The organism is Pseudomonas fluorescens, from assembly GCF_902497625.1.
In the GTDB taxonomy this organism is placed as follows: Bacteria; Pseudomonadota; Gammaproteobacteria; order Pseudomonadales; family Pseudomonadaceae; genus Aquipseudomonas; species Aquipseudomonas fluorescens_BQ.
This window is the reverse complement of the sequence record NZ_CABVGX010000055.1, coordinates 1-17,211: the sequence shown is the minus strand read 5'-3', so window position 1 is coordinate 17,211 and position 17,211 is coordinate 1. Positions and strand designations below refer to the sequence as shown.

At 59.1% G+C, this 17,211-nt stretch carries 15 protein-coding genes; 7 read left to right on the top strand and 8 right to left on the bottom strand.

The window, feature by feature from the left end; genetic code table 11:
- The first annotated feature begins 42 nt into the window (after positions 1-42).
- Together F8N12_RS24240 and F8N12_RS24235 are read left to right on the top strand one after the other, a co-directional pair.
- The gene (locus F8N12_RS24240) at positions 43-1,074 is read left to right on the top strand and encodes a histone deacetylase family protein (RefSeq protein WP_150582631.1); all 1,032 of its coding nucleotides are present in this window, start codon (positions 43-45) and stop codon (positions 1,072-1,074) included.
- An 11-nt stretch (positions 1,075-1,085) separates the two neighbouring features.
- A complete protein-coding gene (locus F8N12_RS24235) occupies positions 1,086-2,186 on the top strand; it encodes a polyamine ABC transporter substrate-binding protein (RefSeq protein ID WP_150582630.1) in 1,101 nt (366 codons plus the stop codon).
- A gap of 332 nt (positions 2,187-2,518) precedes the next feature.
- Here F8N12_RS24235 and F8N12_RS24230 read toward each other — a convergent pair whose 3' ends face one another.
- Positions 2,519-4,069, bottom strand: a complete 1,551-nt coding sequence (locus tag F8N12_RS24230) for a PLP-dependent aminotransferase family protein (protein ID WP_150582629.1) — start codon at positions 4,067-4,069, stop codon at positions 2,519-2,521.
- A 90-nt stretch (positions 4,070-4,159) separates the two neighbouring features.
- Here F8N12_RS24230 and F8N12_RS24225 point away from each other — a divergent pair, with 90 nt between their 5' ends.
- From F8N12_RS24225 to F8N12_RS24215, 3 genes are read left to right on the top strand one after another with little or no spacing between them, the layout of a single operon-like run.
- The gene (locus tag F8N12_RS24225) at positions 4,160-4,783 is read left to right on the top strand and encodes an FMN-binding negative transcriptional regulator (RefSeq protein WP_150582628.1); all 624 of its coding nucleotides are present in this window, start codon (positions 4,160-4,162) and stop codon (positions 4,781-4,783) included.
- Positions 4,784-4,793: 10 nt separating this feature from the next.
- A complete protein-coding gene (locus F8N12_RS24220; protein ID WP_150582627.1) occupies positions 4,794-5,240 on the top strand; it encodes a GNAT family N-acetyltransferase in 447 nt (148 codons plus the stop codon).
- 17 nt (positions 5,241-5,257) lie between these two features.
- On the top strand, positions 5,258-5,929 hold the full coding sequence (locus F8N12_RS24215; protein WP_150582626.1) for a GNAT family N-acetyltransferase: 672 nt from the start codon (positions 5,258-5,260) through the stop codon (positions 5,927-5,929).
- A gap of 52 nt (positions 5,930-5,981) precedes the next feature.
- Here the strand turns inward: F8N12_RS24215 and F8N12_RS24210 are convergent, their stop codons facing one another.
- Both F8N12_RS24210 and F8N12_RS24205 read right to left on the bottom strand, forming a co-directional pair.
- Positions 5,982-6,260, bottom strand: a complete 279-nt coding sequence (locus tag F8N12_RS24210) for a helix-turn-helix domain-containing protein (RefSeq protein ID WP_028620407.1) — start codon at positions 6,258-6,260, stop codon at positions 5,982-5,984.
- Positions 6,257-7,582 carry a type II toxin-antitoxin system HipA family toxin gene (locus F8N12_RS24205; RefSeq protein WP_150582649.1) on the bottom strand — a complete coding sequence of 442 codons (1,326 nt, stop codon included), beginning with the start codon at positions 7,580-7,582 and terminating at the stop codon, positions 6,257-6,259. The genes F8N12_RS24210 and F8N12_RS24205 overlap by 4 nt, the downstream gene beginning before the upstream one ends.
- A 229-nt stretch (positions 7,583-7,811) precedes the next feature.
- On the opposite strand from F8N12_RS24205, the gene F8N12_RS24200 reads away from it, so the two are divergent.
- A complete protein-coding gene (locus tag F8N12_RS24200) occupies positions 7,812-10,766 on the top strand; it encodes an autotransporter domain-containing protein (protein WP_150582625.1) in 2,955 nt (984 codons plus the stop codon).
- A gap of 164 nt (positions 10,767-10,930) precedes the next feature.
- On the opposite strand, the gene oadA is transcribed toward F8N12_RS24200, so the two are convergent.
- Together oadA and F8N12_RS24190 are read right to left on the bottom strand one after the other, a co-directional pair.
- The gene (gene oadA / locus F8N12_RS24195; protein ID WP_150582624.1) at positions 10,931-12,739 is read right to left on the bottom strand and encodes a sodium-extruding oxaloacetate decarboxylase subunit alpha; all 1,809 of its coding nucleotides are present in this window, start codon (positions 12,737-12,739) and stop codon (positions 10,931-10,933) included.
- Positions 12,740-12,839: 100 nt separating this feature from the next.
- Positions 12,840-14,255, bottom strand: a complete 1,416-nt coding sequence (locus F8N12_RS24190; protein WP_150582623.1) for an acetyl-CoA carboxylase biotin carboxylase subunit — start codon at positions 14,253-14,255, stop codon at positions 12,840-12,842.
- Between the two features lie 189 nt (positions 14,256-14,444).
- On the opposite strand from F8N12_RS24190, the gene F8N12_RS24185 reads away from it, so the two are divergent.
- Positions 14,445-15,407, top strand: coding sequence for a LysR family transcriptional regulator (locus F8N12_RS24185; protein ID WP_150582622.1), 963 nt, complete (start codon positions 14,445-14,447; stop codon positions 15,405-15,407).
- On the opposite strand, the gene F8N12_RS24180 is transcribed toward F8N12_RS24185, so the two are convergent.
- The 3 genes from F8N12_RS24180 to F8N12_RS24170 form a co-directional block, all read right to left on the bottom strand.
- Complete coding sequence (locus tag F8N12_RS24180; RefSeq protein ID WP_081832425.1) at positions 15,349-15,561, bottom strand: PA3496 family putative envelope integrity protein; 213 nt, start codon at positions 15,559-15,561, stop codon at positions 15,349-15,351. The genes F8N12_RS24185 and F8N12_RS24180 overlap by 59 nt on opposite strands.
- 224 nt (positions 15,562-15,785) lie before the next feature.
- Positions 15,786-16,652: a transcriptional regulator HexR gene (gene hexR / locus F8N12_RS24175; protein ID WP_028620399.1), complete on the bottom strand. Its 867-nt coding sequence runs from the start codon at positions 16,650-16,652 to the stop codon at positions 15,786-15,788.
- Between the two features lie 157 nt (positions 16,653-16,809).
- Positions 16,810-17,211, bottom strand: a 402-nt coding sequence (locus F8N12_RS24170; RefSeq protein ID WP_150582621.1) for an EAL domain-containing protein, incomplete at its 5' end; no start/stop codon positions are given.

Sequence of the window (17,211 nt, the reverse complement as noted above, 5' to 3'; positions counted from 1 at the left end):
CAAGACTGTGTTCAACCGAATCAGCCTGTGGAGAACAAGAAAATGCTGACGATCTACTCGGACGATCACCACCTGCACCATGGCCGCTGTGAACTGATGGATGGGCAACTGATGCCCTGCTTCGAAATGCCGTCGCGTGCCGATCATGTATTGCAACGCGTACAAACCCAGAACCTAGGCCCCGTGCAGGCACCCACGGATTTCGGCCTGGACCCCATCGCGCGCATTCACAGCCGCGAGTACCTCGACTTCTTCAAAGGCGCCTGGGCGCGCTGGACCGAGTTCAACACAGACGGCGATTTATTGCCCTACACTTGGCCGGCGCGCACGCTGCGGCGGATCATGCCGACCAGCCTGCACGGCCAACTCGGTTATTACAGCTTCGACGGCGGTGCACCGATCACTGCTGGCACCTGGCAAGCCGCCTACAGTGCAGCGCAAGTTGCGCTGACTGCTCAGGCTGAAATCCAGCGTGGCGCTCGCAGCGCCTTCGCGTTGTGCCGTCCACCGGGGCACCACGCCGCCAGCGATTTGATGGGCGGTTATTGCTACCTCAATAACGCCGCCATCGCCGCGCAGGCCTTCCTCGATCAAGGCCATAAAAAAGTCGCGATCCTTGATGTCGATTACCATCACGGCAACGGCACGCAATCGATTTTCTACGAACGCAGCGACGTGCTGTTCACCTCGATTCATGGCCATCCGGAAGCCGAGTTTCCGTTCTTCCTCGGCTACGAGGACGAGCTCGGCGAAGGGTCGGGTGAAGGCTGCAACTTCAACTACCCGTTGCCCGCCGGCTCCGGTTGGGACACGTGGAGCGCCGCGCTCGATCAAGCCTGCGAGGAAATCGAGAAATACGCTGCAGACATCGTCGTCGTGTCCTTGGGTGTTGATACGTTCAAGGACGACCCGATCTCGCAATTCAAGCTCGACAGCCCCGATTACCTGGCCATGGGCGCACGCATCGCGAAGCTTGGCAAACCGACCCTGTTCGTGATGGAAGGCGGCTACGCTGTGGAAGAAATTGGCATCAATGCCGTGAACGTTCTCGAAGGTTTTGAAAGCGCCCACTGAGGAAGAGAAGAATGAACAGACTCAAGCGTTTTATCGCGCCCGCGCTCTGCGCTGCGGTGCTCAGTGGTGCGGCACAAGCTGAAGAGCGAACGTTGCGCGTCTACAACTGGTTCGACTACATCACGCCCAAAGCGCTGGAAGACTTCAAGGCGCAGAACACCCAGACCAAACTGATCTACGATATCTTCGACACCAACGAAGCGCTGGAAGCCAAGCTGCTGACCGGCAACTCCGGCTACGACGTGGTGGTGCCGTCCAACGTGTTTCTTGCCAAGCAGATCGAGGCTGGAGTATTCCAGCCGCTTGATCGCAGCAAGTTGCCGAACTGGAACCACCTCGATCCGAAGCTGATGAAGCTGATCGAGGCCAACGATCCGGGCAATAAATTTGCCGTGCCGTACATGTACGGCACCATCCTGATCGGCTTCAACCCGGACAAGATCAAAGCCGCGCTCGGCGACAATGCGCCGGTGGACAGCTGGGACCTGATCTTCAAGGAAGAAAACCTTAGCAAGCTCAAGCAATGCGGAGTCGCCCTGCTCGATTCGCCCTCGGAAATCCTGCCGCTGGCCCTGGCGCATCTCGGCCTCGACCCTAACAGCAAGAAGCCTGCGGATTACGAAAAGGCGGAAGCATTGCTGATGAAAATTCGGCCCTACGTCACCTACTTCCACTCCTCCAAATACATGGCTGACATTGCCAACGGCGACATCTGCGTTGCCGTCGGTTATTCGGGCAGTTTTTCCCAGGCCGCGAACCGCGCCAAGGAAGCCAAAAACGGCGTGACCGTGGACATGCGCTTGCCGAAAGAAGGCGCGCCGATCTGGTTCGACATGCTCGCCATCCCGAAAGGCGCGAAGAACCCGCAAGACGCTTACACCTTCATCAACTACCTGCTGCAACCGCAGGTGATTGCGCCTGTCAGCGACTTTGTCGGCTACCCGAACCCGAACAAAGACGCCACTGAACTGGTCGACCCCGCAATTCGCAACAATCCGAATCTGTACCCCACCGAGGCGGCGATGGGCTCGCTGTACACCTTGCAGCCGTTGCCGCGCGATGCTGAGCGAGCACGCACCCGGGCCTGGACCAAAATCAAATCCGGCACGTGAACCTGATCCACAGGCAGTAGCCCGCTACCGCTCGTGCCGCCTTCGCTTCTGGAAAACCCGTGCTTGCGCGGGTTTTTTTGCCTGGGGTAAATAGTTACCGCACTCGTATCCCGCAAGCTAAAAAACCTCAACAAAGTATGCATGCCCGCCACGGCACACTTCAAAGTGTCCGACACTGATCTCACAACGCTGACGCAAAGGCCAGCAGAAAACCCTGACCAGGGTTGACCCCATTGATGGTGTCCTGCGCAGAATCGAGAACCGGATTTGCGTAAACTTTTTTATGCGCGGGGACCTTCATGCAAGTAACTGCGACGATGTCACCACGGGTCTCATGTCCGCCAGATGCGGCCCAACTTGTTGAGTGCTTCAACAATGGCAGCCTCAGGTACGGCTGCGAAGCCCAGCACCAGCCCGGCGCGCTGATCTTCGGGCGGCTGTGAATCCGGTAGCCAGTAGCTGCTCAGGGGGTTGATCTCCACATCGACGCTCGCGGCTTTTTCCACCAGTTCGCACTCGCGGGCGCGCGTGTCGACGGCCACTGTCAGGTGCAGGCCTGCGGCGACACTCGGCAGGCTGCCGACGCCGGCAATGGTCTGCGGCCAGTGCGCCAGCAAGGTGTTACGACGGCTCAACGCCGCGCGTCGCATGCGCCGAATGTGGCGCTGGAAATGCCCGGCCGCGATGAATTCGGCCATCACTGCCTGCGTGCTGATTTCGGAATGCCGAACGTCGACTGCGCGCCGTTGCGAGAATGCGTCCACCAGTGCAGGGGGCAATACCAGGTAACCCAGTCTTAATGCCGGGAATGCCACCTTGCCGAACGTGCCGACATACAAGACACGTGCGTGCTGATCGAGGGCCGCCAATGGTGCCAGCGGCGCACCGCTGTAACGATACTCTCCGTCGTAGTCGTCCTCGACGATCCAGCCTTGTGAGCGTTCGGCCCAAGCCAATAGTTCGAGGCGTCGCGCCAGGCTCATGACCACTCCGGTCGGGTATTGATGAGACGGCGTGACGTAGGCCAATCGACAATCTTTCAAACCGTTGAGCTCGGCGCTATTAATACCTTCGCTGTCCACGGATACACCGTGCAACGTTGCACCGGCGACAGCGAATGCATGGGCCGCCGCCCGATAGCCCGGATTCTCGATCGCCACCCCGTCACCGGGCTCAACCAGCAACTGTGCACAAAGACTGATTCCCTGCTGAGCACCACTGGTGATCACTATTTGCTCAGCGGAACACTGCATGCCTCGGGAACTGCGCAAGTAGGCAGCAATCAGACCGCGCAATCGTTCATCTCCCGCCGGGTCGCCGTAACACAACGTCTGCAGATCGGGTTTACGCCAGAAAGCCTTGTTCAGCTTGGCCCACACCTCAAATGGAAACAGGTCGAACGCTGGTACGCCTACCCGGAATGCGCGTGGTGGCCCGCTGGGAGGCATTGCCAAATGGTTGTTTTTCACCCGTTCCAGCGCACCATTGTGGATAACTTTGCTGGATGAAATCACAGGTAAATCCGGGAGTTTTGTGGATAAGGCTGTGCATAAGCCTGTTGGTAACCCTGTGGACACTTTTGTGGATAGTTTTTTTGCTGGAGAAATTGCCTGGCTTAACTGTGCGACATAAGTTCCGTCACCGACACGGCCCTCGATAAACCCTTCGGCGCACAGCTGATCGTAAGCGCGTATGACGCTATTGCGGGAAACTCCCATGGCCGCCGCCAGATCGCGACTGGCTGGAAGCCGCGTTCCGCTGGCAACGCGCCCGTCGAGTATCCTCAAGCGGAGCGCTTGATAAAGCTGGCGGCTCAAACCCTGGCGGCGGTCAAGTTGGATACCCGCCGGGTTGAACGGTAAGGACAGCGGTAAACCCGTCATGGCATTGGACCTATGAAATTGGTCGGTAATGGCTCTTACAACAGACCAATAGCCTGCCTAGGATGCAGGCATTCGCCAAGGAAAATCTCCATGTACACGCCAAGCAGTTTCGCCATCGACGACTTGCATGAATTGCAGCAGCACATGCTCGATACGCGCCTCGCCGTGTTGGTCACTTATAGCAAGCAAGGGCTGCAAGCCAGTCATTTGCCTCTACTGCTGAATCCTCATGAAGGTGCCAGCGGCACGCTATACGGCCACTTCGCTCGCGCCAATCCGCAGTGGCAAGCCCTGCAGCAAGGCGCCGAAGCGCTGGTTGTTTTTTCCGGTGCCGACGCGTACATCACGCCGGCGTTTTATCCGGCCAAGGCCGAGCATGGCAAAGTCGTGCCGACGTGGAACTACGTCGCCGTGCACGCGTACGGCACTGCAGAGGTGTTCACTGACGCAGACCGCTTGCGCCAACTGGTCAGCGCTTTGACCGATCGACATGAATCCGGTCGTGCTCAACCCTGGAAAGTTGCTGATGCGCCGGCTGAGTACATTGATGGCATGCTCAAAGCCATCGTCGGCTTCGCCCTGCCGATCCAGCACCTGGAAGGCAAGCGCAAACTCAGCCAGAACCGCAGCCCCGCAGACATTGCCGGCGTGCGAAAGGGGCTTGCCGCCAGCCCCGACGCGCACGATCAGGGCCTCGCCCATTTGATGCGTTAGAGGATCGAACATGACCCGGATCGAAATCCGCCAAGTCACTGGCGACGACTACGCGGCCTGGTTGCCGCTGTGGCAGGCCTACCTGCGTTTCTACAACACTCAATTGCCTGAAGCCGTCACCCAAAGCACCTGGCAGCGTATGCTCGACCCCAACGAGCCGACTCACGCCGCGCTGGCTTGGGCCGATGGCAACGCGGTGGGGATGGTGCACTTCATCTACCACCGATCAAACTGGAGCATCGAAAACTCCTGCTACCTGCAAGACTTGCTGGTCATGCTCGAAACACGCGGCACCGGTGTGGGTCGGCAGTTGATCGAGTACGTCTACGCCACGGCCAAGGAAGACGGTTGCTGCAAAGTCCACTGGCTTACCCACGAGACCAACGCCACTGCGATCCAGCTCTACGAGCGCATTGCCGAACGCCCCGGTTTCATCCAGTTTCGTAAAGGCCTTTAAGGTTCAAGGAGAACATAATGTCGACTTCCCTCGCCGACTGGAAAGGCGCCCCGGCGCCGTCGGCCACAACGATCGAAGGGCGTTTCATTCGCCTGGAAAAACTTGACCCTGCGCGTCATGGCGACGATTTGTGGCATGCCCTGCAAGGTCCGGGCGGCGACCCGAAGCTTTGGGACTATCTGCCTTACGGTCCTTTCCCGGATCGTGAAGGCTTCGACGATTGGTTGAACAACCACGCGGCGAGCAGCGATCCGTATTTCTTCACCGTCATTGACCGTGCCAGCGGGCAAGCGCAAGGCATCCTCAGCCTGATGTCGATCGTGCCGGCCCAGGGCCGCATCGAAATCGGCCACGTGACCTTCGGCGCACCGATGCAACGCTCGCCGAAGAGCACCGAAGCGGTTTACTTGCTGGCGAAGGAGTCTTTTGCCTTGGGTAACCGGCGGCTGGAGTGGAAGTGCAACAACGGCAACGCGCGCTCCAAATACGCGGCCGAGCGGCTGGGCTTCAGCTTCGAAGGCGTGTTTCGCCAGCACATGGTGGTCAAGGGGCAGAACCGCGACACCGCGTGGTATTCGATTCTGGACGCGGAGTGGCCCGCAATTGGCGCAGGGTTTGAACGCTGGTTGAGCGATGAGAACCAGACGGATTCGGGACAGGTTAAAACCCTGGCCGAATGCCGCAGCTGAACGAATCGTTCCCACGTCTTGCCGTGGGAACCGCCGCTCTACGGCCACGCCATCAACTGAAATCGCGGCGAATCCGCACGACGCCCATCTTCAAGCCAAAAGGACGAAACACCGAATTCAACGATTTCAACGTCTGATTCCCTTCGCCATGCTCGATATGCACCAGGGTGCGCACCGAGATTTTGCACATTTTCGCAAACTGGCTTTGATGTAAACCCGTGACCTCGACACGCAAGCGTCGCACTGCCTCGCCAATCTCCAGCGTGCCCTGGGCCAGCCCGTCCTGGATGCTTTCGATTACTAATGCGCGGGCGTCGATGGAGAGGGTCATGTCAGCCCCCAGTGCTGCAGTCGTTGGTCGAGGTTTTTCAAGGCAATCGCAGGATAGTTCAGGGTGGCTTCGGGCAGGCCACTGGCAGAGAGAATGTCCGGCAACGCCAGGAAGCGGCGCGCGTCGTCGCGCAGACCTTCGAACAACGCCTCTGGATCTCCGATCATCGACAATGCTTCGCAGACGGCGCGCCATTTCACCTCGCCGCCCACCTCAAGATCCTTCGACCATTTGGTGCTCCGCGTCACGCCCTCCTCGTCCATGACCATCGGTGCCAAATCGTAGATGGGGGCGAGACGCACACTGCTTTCCTCGCGAATGATGGATGTGTTGCGGCCGTGATTGTCGGAGTTGCCGAGAATTTTGTTGAGTAAATCTCGCCGCAAATAATCGGCGATCAAATCAGGGATCTGCGCGGCCTGTCCCGCTTGTGACCAGAGTCGTGCCAGCAGCTGAATAACTTCCATGTGGTCCATATAGCTGCCCGGGACGGTCACACCCGCGAGCGAGTACATGGACTCAACGGCCAAGCGATCAACGCCTCGATCACTCACATTACGGTCAAAGCGCTTCATCCAGAGACTGGGTTTTGTAGCCTCTTCCAGGGCTAGGCCATCCGCGGCCACTGTCTCGATTCCGAGTGTGTGCAGCGCTTTGTAGTAATGGAACTCGCTTTTAAGGATGGTCTGGTCCATCTGGGCTGCCCGGTTACGGGCAAATTTCACAAACCAGTGCTGTGCGACTTGATCATCTGCCAGGACTGCGTCTGGATACAGCAACCCGTCGCGAGCTTGCGCCATGAGCAGTTTCGGCGCTTCTCCGCCCGCTCCGGTTGCGCCGCCGATTGCAGCGCCCTGCTCGTAGGCGTACTCCAGAAAAGAGTTGTCCCGCGCGACGACCTCCTCGCGACCAAACCCCATGACGGCCCGGTCATCCAAAGCCTCGATGGATTCCTTGACGCGCAGATGGCCGATGGGTGCAGGCGTGGATCGTCCCAGCAGAAACAAATCGGCGCTAAGGTCCTCAGGCTTATCCTGTCCAAGGCGTGCCATGAGAAAGCGCCGGGCCGCCCCCGCAGGCGCGATATCGAACAGGAAGGCAGGCGCTTTCTTCAGCGAAGTACTGTCCCAGTCCAATGGCAACCTGCCACTGACTGCCTTGCAAAACGGCAGATCAATCGATTCCAGATTATTGGCGATGTAGTCAGTCTTGTAGCCGATTCGGCAAGCGCCTTCGAAGCCCTTTTCCGGCTCGACGAATATCAGCGTCATTGCGTCTGACCATTGTCGGTTGGCATACGCCTGCAACGTAAGTGTGTACATTTTTTTCCTGCCGCAATTTGCGCCTTGGCTTTTTACAGAAGCGCTGTACGCAATATAGTGCATAAAATAAGCTCTTGCTGTTCTTGAAATGCAAAATAATGCGTGAATCTCCCATTTTACTTGTGGAAAATGCATTTTAATGCAGAAACGAGACTTTACGTAGACATCAATCTGTAAAAACCTTCCGCTATACAGGACGTCCCGCTTATAACAAAAAGGCCGTTCGCTCATGTCCTTCTTGCCCCATCGTCTCGCGCTGACTATCGCTCTCCTGGCGAGCGCTTCAGCTCATGCCAGAACCGTGCAAATCGACACGGCCACGACTGCCGCGCAAACGCTCGGCGGCAGTGACTCGCTGAAAATTTCGGCACCCGGCAGCATCACTAACAGCGGCAAGACCGTGAGTCTGAAAGACAGCACCCGCGGCACGGGCGTGGTGATCGATAACGCGGGGAAAATCATTTCCACAGGCGGGCGGGCAATCGACAGCAGCGGCGACCTTACCAAGGCGCGCAATTACAGCATTTACAACCGCGCCGGCGGACAAATCCTCGGCGTTAACGATGCACTGCGTATCGACAGCAATTTTGTCAGCGGCGCGTTGTTGATAGATAACAGTGGGCTGATCCGCTCCAGCACCGGTCAGGGCCTTGACCTTGATGCGTTGCGCAGTGACGGCGCCACTACCACGATTATCAATCGTGCCGGCGGACTGATTCGCGGCGAGGCCAGCGACGGCATGAAGACCGGCGCCAACGCGAGCATCACCAACCATGGCGAGATTTCGACCGGCGAGTCGCGCAGCGCCGATGACAAGTTTGACGGTATCGATATTGACTCAGCGACCGGCGTGGCCGTGACCAACTACGGGACGATTTCCGGCGGTCGGCACGGCATCACCACCGACCTCGGTGCCACCCTGACAAACTACGGGACCATCACTGGCCGCAACGGCTCGGGCTTCGGCTCCGACGGCGACGGCACGGTGATCAACCACGGCACCATTACCGGCGCCTACTCCGGTCTGCAAGCCAACGGTGACGGCGATGGCGTGGACATCGACAACCTCGCGCACATCGAAAACTACGGCGTCATTCAGGGCACCGGCGCGGGTGGCGTGGACAAGGGCGGTTTTGCCAACGGCAGCGAAGGTATCGCCCTGGGCGGCGGTTACGTGTTGAACGCCAAGGATGCGCTGATCAGCGGCGCCACCAGTGCGATCCTGGTCGATGACGGCAGCGGTGGCGCGGGTGTGGCGGCGACCACACTGGAAAACTTCGGCACCATTCAGGGCCTCGCCGGCTTCGGCGTGAAGCTGGTGGGCGAGTACGACGACCGCGTCATCAACGGCGGCACGATCAGCGGCAGCAACGGCCTGGCGCTGGATCTGGGCGGTGGCGACGACGAGGTCGCGTTGCGTAGCGGCAGCCGCTTTGTCGGCATGGTCGACGGTGGCACAGGGTACGATCGCGTGCTGATGGACGACTCGGCCGGCGGCAGTTTTGCGGCCAGCCGAAATTTCGAATGGCTGGAGGTGAGCCAAGGCGCGTGGACACTCAACGGCCAAGGCGACTTCAGTGAAGGCGGCGCAGTGCGTAGCGGTGCGACCCTGATCAATCAGGGCGCAATGGCTGGCGATCTGACTATCGACTCGGGCGGCGTGTACGCCGGCGGCGGTTCGGTGGGCAATCTTCTGGTTAACGGCACCTTGCGCACCGACACCCGACTGGGCACGGCAACGGTGGTCGGTGGCCTGACCATGGGCAGCGGCTCGACCCTGGCCTATGGCGTCAACGCCGATGGCAGCAGCGCACCGATTCAGGTGGGCGGCGTTGCCAGCCTGAATGGCGCCACGCTGGCGGTGAATCCGGGCAGCGGAAACTGGCCGTGGCAGAGCCGCTACACCGTGCTGCAAGCCGCGAGCATTGATGGCACCTTCGGCAGCGTCACCAGCGATTACGCGTTCCTCACGCCGACCCTCGCCTACACGCCCACCGAGGTCGACCTGACTTATACGCGCAACGACATCGCTTTCAACCAATTCGCCAGCACCGCCAACGGCAGCAGTGCGGCGAACAGCCTGGCGTCGATGAGCAAAAACAACGCGCTCTATAACGCGTTGCTTAACACCACCAGCGCCACCGCCGGCAACGCCATCGAACAACTGGCCGGTACCAGCAACGCCAACCTGACCAGCGCAACACTGGCTGCGAGCAGCCAGATCGGTGGCAGCATGCTGTCGGCGATGCAGCAGATGAGGACCGGCTCACGTTTGCTGGCAGGCCTCGATCAACACGACACGCCGATGCTGGCCGCCACCGGCGTGCCATCCGACGCGCGCAACCTCAACGATCCCGACGCTCGCGGTCGGCTATGGCTGCAAGGCATCGGCGGCTACGGCAAGCTGGATGGGGAACACGGCAGCAGCGGTCTGGAACAGCGCACCAAGGGCAGCGTGATTGGCGTCGATTGGGCACTCGACCCGCAATGGCGTCTAGGTGTGCTCGGCGGTTATTCGAAGACCGATCTGGACGCCACGGGTGTCGATGGCAACGTCGAGAGCTGGCATGCCGGCGTTTACGCCCTGCGCCAAAGCGGCCCGTTTGCGTTGCGTCTGGGCGCCGCCTGGAGCGGCCATCAAGGTGAAAGCAAACGCACGGTCGCTTTCAACGGTTTCAGCGATCGGCCAAAGGGCGATTATGACGCCGACAGCCAGCAAGCCTTTGCCGAGTTCGGTTATGTAATGGGCAGTGGCCGCCTGAGTGCAGAACCCTTCGCCAGCCTTGGCTACCAGCGGTACCGCCGCGACAGCTATCAGGAAAAAGGTGGCTCTGCCGCGTTGCAGGTCGACCGGCAAACCCAGGACAACTTCAACAGCACCTTCGGCGTACGGCTGGCGCACCTGAGCACCCTTGAGAATGGCATGAGCCTGACGCCGCGCATGACAGCGGGCTGGAAGCATACGTATGGCGATGTCAGTAACTCGACGCGTCAGGCGTTTGTAGTCGGCGGCACGGCGTTCAGCGTTGACGGCAGCTCACTGGACCGGGACAGCCTGATGCTGGAGGCCGGAGTCGATCTAGCCATTTCGTCACGCCATTCGGTAGGTTTCGGCTACAGCGGCGAGCTCGGCAGTAACAGCCGAAATCACGGATTGATCGGGCAGTGGCAAATGAGTTTTTGACTGTACGGAAGTTGCGCGTGCGTTGATGGGGCGCGGATCACAGACCGGCTGCAATCATCAAATCCGCTTGTTCAGGGTTTCAACGAGGGTAAACCCGGAAGAACAAAAAAAAAGGGGAGCACATGCCCCCCCGAGGTTTAAAGCGGTGTATCGAGGCTGTTAATTCAGCCCTCGATCTCGATAAGGATCTCGCCCGGGTTGACTCGGTCGCCTTTGGCCACGTGGATGGCGGTGACTTTGCCGGCTATGGCAGCCTGGACTTCGGTTTCCATCTTCATTGCTTCGGTGATCAGTACAGCCTGACCAGCCTTGACTGCATCGCCCTCTTTGACCAGCACGTCGACAATGTTGCCCGGCATGGTGGTGCTGACGTGGCCCGGTGCAGTAGCTTGCTTGCGCTTGCTGCTGCCACCACTGACAAACTCGTTGAGTGGCTCGAACACCACTTCTTCCGGCATGCCATCGATGGACAGGTAGAAGTGACGCTTGCCTTCAGCCTTGACGCCGACTCCGGTGATGTCGACGCGGTAGGTTTCACCATGGACGTCGATGACGAATTCGGTCGGGACGCCCTCACCGCTGGCGGAGGTCACGGCGCCGGCTTCCGGAATCGGTAGCAGCACTTCCGGTACGAGGGTACCGGCGGCACGCTCTTCGAGGAATTTGCGCCCGATGTCCGGGAACATGGCAAAGGTCAGCACATCTTCTTCAGATTTGGCCAGTGCGCCAATGTCGGCACGCAGTTTGGTCATTTCTGGCTTGAGCAGATCGGCCGGACGTACATCAATGACTTCTTCGCTGCCGATTGCCTGCCGACGCAGCTTTTCGTTCACCACGCCCGGCGCTTTGCCGTAGCCGCCTTGAAGGTACAGCTTCACTTCGTTGGTGATGGTTTTGTAGCGCTCGCCGGCCAACACGTTGAAAAAAGCCTGGGTACCGACGATCTGCGAGGTCGGCGTCACCAGCGGCGGGAAACCCAGGTCTTCGCGAACGCGCGGAATTTCCGCAAGCACTTCGCTCATGCGATTCAAGGCGCCCTGCTCTTTCAACTGGTTGGCCAGGTTGGAAATCATCCCGCCCGGTACCTGGTTGACTTGCACGCGGGTGTCGACGGCGGTGAACTCGCTTTCGAACTGGTGATACTTCTTGCGCACGGCGTAGAAGTACAAACCGATCTCTTGCAGCAGCTCCAGGTTCAGACCAGTGTCGTACTCGCTGCCTTTGAGCGCGGCAACCATCGACTCGGTGCCCGGGTGGCTGGTGCCTGACGCGAAGCTGGAGATCGCGGTGTCGATGTGATCGGCGCCGTTCTCGATGGCCTTGAGCTGGCACATGCTCGCCAGACCGGCGGTGTCGTGGGAGTGGATAAACACCGGTAGCGACTGCTCGGCTTTCAACGCCCGGACCAGTTCGCCAGTGGCATACGGGGTCAGCAGGCCGGCCATGTCTTTGATCGCCACCGAGTCGCAACCCATGGCTTCCATCTGCTTGGCTTGTGCCACAAACGCGTCGATGGTGTGCACCGGGCTGGTGGTGTACGCGATGGTGCCCTGAGCATGTTTGCCGGACGCTTTCACCGCTTCGATGGCCACGCGCAGGTTACGCACATCGTTCATCGCATCGAAAATACGGAACACGTCGATGCCGTTGACCGCTGCCTCGGCGACGAAGGCTTTGACCACGTCGTCGCTGTAGTGGCGGTAACCGAGCAGGTTCTGGCCGCGCAGGAGCATTTGCAGACGCGTATTAGGCAGTGCGGCGCGCAATTGGCGCAGGCGCTCCCACGGATCCTCTTTCAGGAAACGTACGCAAGCGTCAAACGTCGCGCCGCCCCAGCACTCCAGCGACCAGTAGCCGACTTTGTCGAGCTTGTCGCAGATCGGCAGCATGTCTTCGGTGCGCATGCGGGTGGCAAGCAGCGATTGGTGGGCGTCGCGCAGGATTGTGTCAGTAACGAAGATCTTTTTAGTCATGGGGAGCTCCTAATAGCGACAAGTTTCAAGCTACAAGCTGCAAGTAAAGCTAAACTGCTCTTACTTGCCGCTTGCCGCTAAAAGCTTGCGGCTGCTTCATTCATAATCCCGCGTGGGCGGCGATGGCGGCGGCGATGGCCAGGGCCAGCTCTTCGGGTTTGCGCTTGATCGAGTAGTTGGTCAGTTCAGGGTGGGCTTCAACGAAGCTGGTGTTGAACTGACCGCTACGGAATTCCGGGTTGCGCAGGATTTCCTGGTAGTACGCGGCGGTGGTCTTGACCCCTTGCAGACGCATGTCGTCGAGAGCGCGCAAGCCACGGTCCATCGCCTCTTCCCAGGTCAATGCCCACACCACCAGTTTCAGACACATGGAGTCGTAGAACGGCGGAATGGTGTAGCCGGTATAGATCGCTGTATCGGTGCGCACGCCGGGGCCGCCGGGCGCGTAATAGCGGGTGATCTTGCCAAAGCTCGGCAGGAAGTTGTTTTTCGGGTCTTCAGCATTGATCCGAAACTGCAAGGCGAAACCGCGGTGCTGAATATCTTCCTGTTTCACCGAAAGCGGCAGGCCGGAAGCAATCCGAATCTGCTCACGGACGATATCGATACCGGTGATCTCTTCAGTGATGGTGTGCTCGACCTGCACTCGCGTGTTCATCTCCATGAAGTACACCTCGCCCTCGGCGAGCAGGAACTCCACAGTACCGGCGTTTTCGTAACCGACAGCCTTGGCGGCACGCACCGACAGGTCGCCGATATAGGCGCGCTGTTCCGGAGTCAGCTGCGGGCTCGGGGCGATCTCGATGAGCTTCTGGTTGCGGCGCTGGATCGAGCAATCACGCTCGAACAGGTGCACCACGTTGCCGAAGCTGTCGCCGAGGATCTGCGCTTCAATGTGTTTCGGATTGACGATGCATTTTTCGAGGAACACTTCCGCCGATCCAAAGGCTTTGGTGGCTTCGGAAATGACCCGAGGGAAGGCTTGTTCGAGCTCCTCGCGGCTATTGCAACGACGAATGCCACGGCCTCCGCCACCCGAGGTGGCTTTGAGCATTACCGGATAACCGATGCGATCGCCTTCAATCAATGCCTCTTCGATACCGGCGACGTTGCCTTCAGTACCCGGTGTGACCGGCACACCCGCCTTTATCATGCTGCGGCGCGCTTCGGTCTTGTCGCCCATGCGGCGAATCACTTCTGCCGACGGACCAATGAATTTGATGCCGCGCTCGGCACAAATGTCTGCAAGCTCGGCGTTTTCCGAAAGGAATCCGTAGCCGGGGTGCAGCGCATCGCAGCCGGTTTCAACGGCCAGGTTCACCAGTTTGCGCGGGTTCAGGTAACCGGCCAACGGGTCGGCACCGATGCTGTGGGCTTCGTCCGCACGCTTCACGTGCAGGGCATGGCGGTCGGCGTCAGAAAAAACCGCGACCGAGCGAATGCCCATCTCGGCGCAGGCGCGCACGATTCTTACGGCAATCTCACCACGGTTGGCGATCAGGATCTTTGTTATCACTTGGAGTTTCCCTTGAGCCGGTGGCACCCACGACCTGCTAGACCAGGTCGACGCGTGACTAAATGTTTCGATTTAGTCGCAGCCCCACACTAGCCCTCGCAAGGGATTAACAAAAATGAATAATAATTGGGTCAGCTATAAAGAAAGACTTATAGTCAACGCATCAGCGTCCAGCGGAAGTCTTCTAAAATGCGTAAGTCCTTGATGCGTATGACATTGCGTCAATTACAGATATTCAATGAGGTGTGTGATCTAAGGTCTTACAGCCGAGCAGCCGAAGAAATGTCGCTGACACAACCTGCCGTGAGCTTGCAGATTCGTCAACTCGAAGAGCTGATTGGTCAGCCATTGTTTGATTATGTCGGCAAAAAACTCTACATGACGGAAGCGGCGGAAGCCCTTCAGCGTGCAAGCCGAGACATTTTCGGACGTCTTGAAAATCTCGACATGCAGTTGTCGGACATGCAGGGATCGTTGCAGGGGCAATTGAAACTGGCGGTCGAATCCAGTGCCAAGTATTTCGTCCCGCATCTGTTTGCCGCGTTCAAACGCCAGCACCCGGAAGTGAACCTGCATCTGACCGTGGTCAACCGCGGACAGGTCATCCGGCGGCTCTCGGACAATCGCGACGATCTGGTGATCATGTCGATGGTGCCGCAGGACATGGGCCTGGAGTTTTTACCCTTTCTCAATAATCCGATCATCGCCGTAGCGCCGCCGGATCATCCGCTGAGCCACATGGGACCGTTGCGCCTGCAGGATCTGGAGCCTTATACGTTGCTGTTGCGCGAGCCGGGCTCGGGAACGCGGCTGGCCTGCGAGGAATATTTCAAGGAAAAGCGCGTGCACTTCACCCAGACCCAAGAGGTTGCTTCGGCGGAGGCGCAACGTGAATGTGTGCTGGCGGGTCTGGGCCTGGCGGTGCTGACGCGCCACGCCCTGAACCTTGAGTTGGCGACCGGAGCGCTGGTTGAGCTGCCGGTCGAAGAGCTGCCGTTGTATCGCAGCTGGTGCCTGGTGCAAGCCAAGGCGAAAAGGCTGTCACCGGTTGCGCACGCGTTCCTTGCGTATATCCGTAGCGAGCGGGTGCAGATCAGCGCGCTGGTTGAGCGCTTCGACGGGAAGTTACCGGTGCTGCCTGCCAGTAATTGAGTTGCAGATCGTCAGGGTAATCGCCAATTTCGGCCAGCAACTGGCGGCGTTCGCAACGATCCTCGATCGCGCGGCGAAACTCCATGCGGCGCTGATCCTCCTGCTGACGACGGGTTTTGACGGCGCTGTTGCGTTCTTCGTAGGGCTGGGCCATTTCGAGTCTCCCAAAGCAATTACGGGAGTTTCAAGATAGGCGCAGTAGATGACGGTTTGGTAGCGGGTGAGTGACAGACAGATGAATGTTTTTGCCATGGCGATATCTATTGTGGCAAGGCGGCTTGCCCCCGTTCGGCTGCGCAGCAGTCGCATAATCTCTGGGGCTGCTGCGCAACCCAACGGGGGCAAGCCCCCTCGCCACAGTAACTGTCTCGTCACACGTCAGTCGTCGAGGGCTTTCACCGACTTGGGCGACAAGCGCAAACTGCGCAGGCTGCGTTTCACGCTCTTGAGGTGATTGACCAGGCTCGGTCCGCGCGCCATCGCCACACCCATCGCCAACACGTCGATCACCACCAGGTGAGCAATGCGCGAGGTCAACGGCGTATAGATTTCAGTGTCTTCGTGCACATCAATCGCCAGATTTACGGTCGACAACTCTGCCAGCGGCGTCTGGCTTGGACACAGCGTGATCAGCGAGGCCCCGCTTTCACGTACCAGATTCGCGGTGATCAGCAGGTCCTTGGAGCGCCCGGACTGGGAGATACAGATCGCCACGTCGGTCGGTTTCAGTGTCACCGCCGACATCGCCTGCATGTGCGGATCGGAATACGCCGCAGCGGTCAGCAACAACCGGAAGAATTTGTGCTGCGCGTCTGCCGCCACTGCACCCGAGGCGCCAAAGCCATAAAACTCCACCCGTTGAGCCTGGGACATGAGCGTCACCGCTCGCTGCAACTCCACCGGATCGAGCCGCTCGCGTACCTCCATCAGGGTGTGCAGCGTGGTGTCGAAAATCTTCAGGCTGTAGTCGGCCACCGAATCGTCTTCATGGATCGCAAACTGACCGAAGCTCGCGCCTGCCGCCAGGCTTTGCGCCAGCTTCAGTTTGAGGTCCTGAAAACCGGAGCAACCGATAGCGCGACAAAAACGCACGATGGTCGGTTCGCTGATGCCCACGCTGTGAGCGAGGTCGGCCATGGAGCTGTGCATCACCGCCGCAGGATCAAGCAGCACGTGGTCGGCGACCTTGAGCTCCGACTTGCGTAACAGGTGGCGTGACTGGGCGATGTGTTGCAGCAGATTCAAGGGACGGACTCTTTGTTATTGGCAGGTGCCGGGGATGTAGCACGCTTGTAGTTATACTACATGAATCGGCATTTTGCCTGCTCAATACGTAACCAATCCCCAGAGCTGACGTGCCTGGGGCCTCATGTAGCGCAGAGCAACCGGTATCAGCAGCGCACTAGGTGTTTTGCTCTTGCAGCAAACTCGCCAAATCGTCCGCCTCGACCGGCCGACTCACCAGGTAGCCCTGGACCTCATCGCAGCGCTCGGCTTTCAAAAACTCAAGCTGCTCCGGCCTTTCCACCCCCTCGGCAACGACTTTCAGCGACAAGCCGTGAGCCATGGCAATGATCGCCCGGGTAATGGCCGCATCCTCACTGCCATCGCCCAACCCGCGAATGAACGCCTGATCGATCTTCACGTAATCCACCGGAATCCGCTTGAGATAACTGAGGGACGAATAGCCAGTGCCAAAGTCGTCGATTGCCAGCTTCACGCCCAGATTGCGCAATTGCTGGAACGTCGCAATGATGTGCTCGACGCTGTCCAGCAGCTGACTTTCCGTGAGTTCCAGTTCGAG

Bases quoted from the DNA above. Each gene is read 5' to 3' on its own strand.
- F8N12_RS24240 (WP_150582631.1), top strand. From the start codon at position 43: ATGCTGACGATCTACTCGGACGATCACCACCTGCACCATGGCCGCTGT.
- F8N12_RS24210 (WP_028620407.1), bottom strand. From the start codon at position 6,260: ATGACCCTCTCCATCGACGCCCGCGCATTAGTAATCGAAAGCATCCAG.
- F8N12_RS24225 (WP_150582628.1), top strand. From the start codon at position 4,160: ATGTACACGCCAAGCAGTTTCGCCATCGACGACTTGCATGAATTGCAG.
- F8N12_RS24180 (WP_081832425.1), bottom strand. From the start codon at position 15,561: ATGGCCCAGCCCTACGAAGAACGCAACAGCGCCGTCAAAACCCGTCGT.
- F8N12_RS24215 (WP_150582626.1), top strand. From the start codon at position 5,258: ATGTCGACTTCCCTCGCCGACTGGAAAGGCGCCCCGGCGCCGTCGGCC.
- F8N12_RS24235 (WP_150582630.1), top strand. From the start codon at position 1,086: ATGAACAGACTCAAGCGTTTTATCGCGCCCGCGCTCTGCGCTGCGGTG.
- F8N12_RS24200 (WP_150582625.1), top strand. From the start codon at position 7,812: ATGTCCTTCTTGCCCCATCGTCTCGCGCTGACTATCGCTCTCCTGGCG.
- oadA (WP_150582624.1), bottom strand. From the start codon at position 12,739: ATGACTAAAAAGATCTTCGTTACTGACACAATCCTGCGCGACGCCCAC.
- F8N12_RS24220 (WP_150582627.1), top strand. From the start codon at position 4,794: ATGACCCGGATCGAAATCCGCCAAGTCACTGGCGACGACTACGCGGCC.
- F8N12_RS24230 (WP_150582629.1), bottom strand. From the start codon at position 4,069: ATGACGGGTTTACCGCTGTCCTTACCGTTCAACCCGGCGGGTATCCAA.
- F8N12_RS24185 (WP_150582622.1), top strand. From the start codon at position 14,445: ATGCGTAAGTCCTTGATGCGTATGACATTGCGTCAATTACAGATATTC.
- F8N12_RS24205 (WP_150582649.1), bottom strand. From the start codon at position 7,582: ATGTACACACTTACGTTGCAGGCGTATGCCAACCGACAATGGTCAGAC.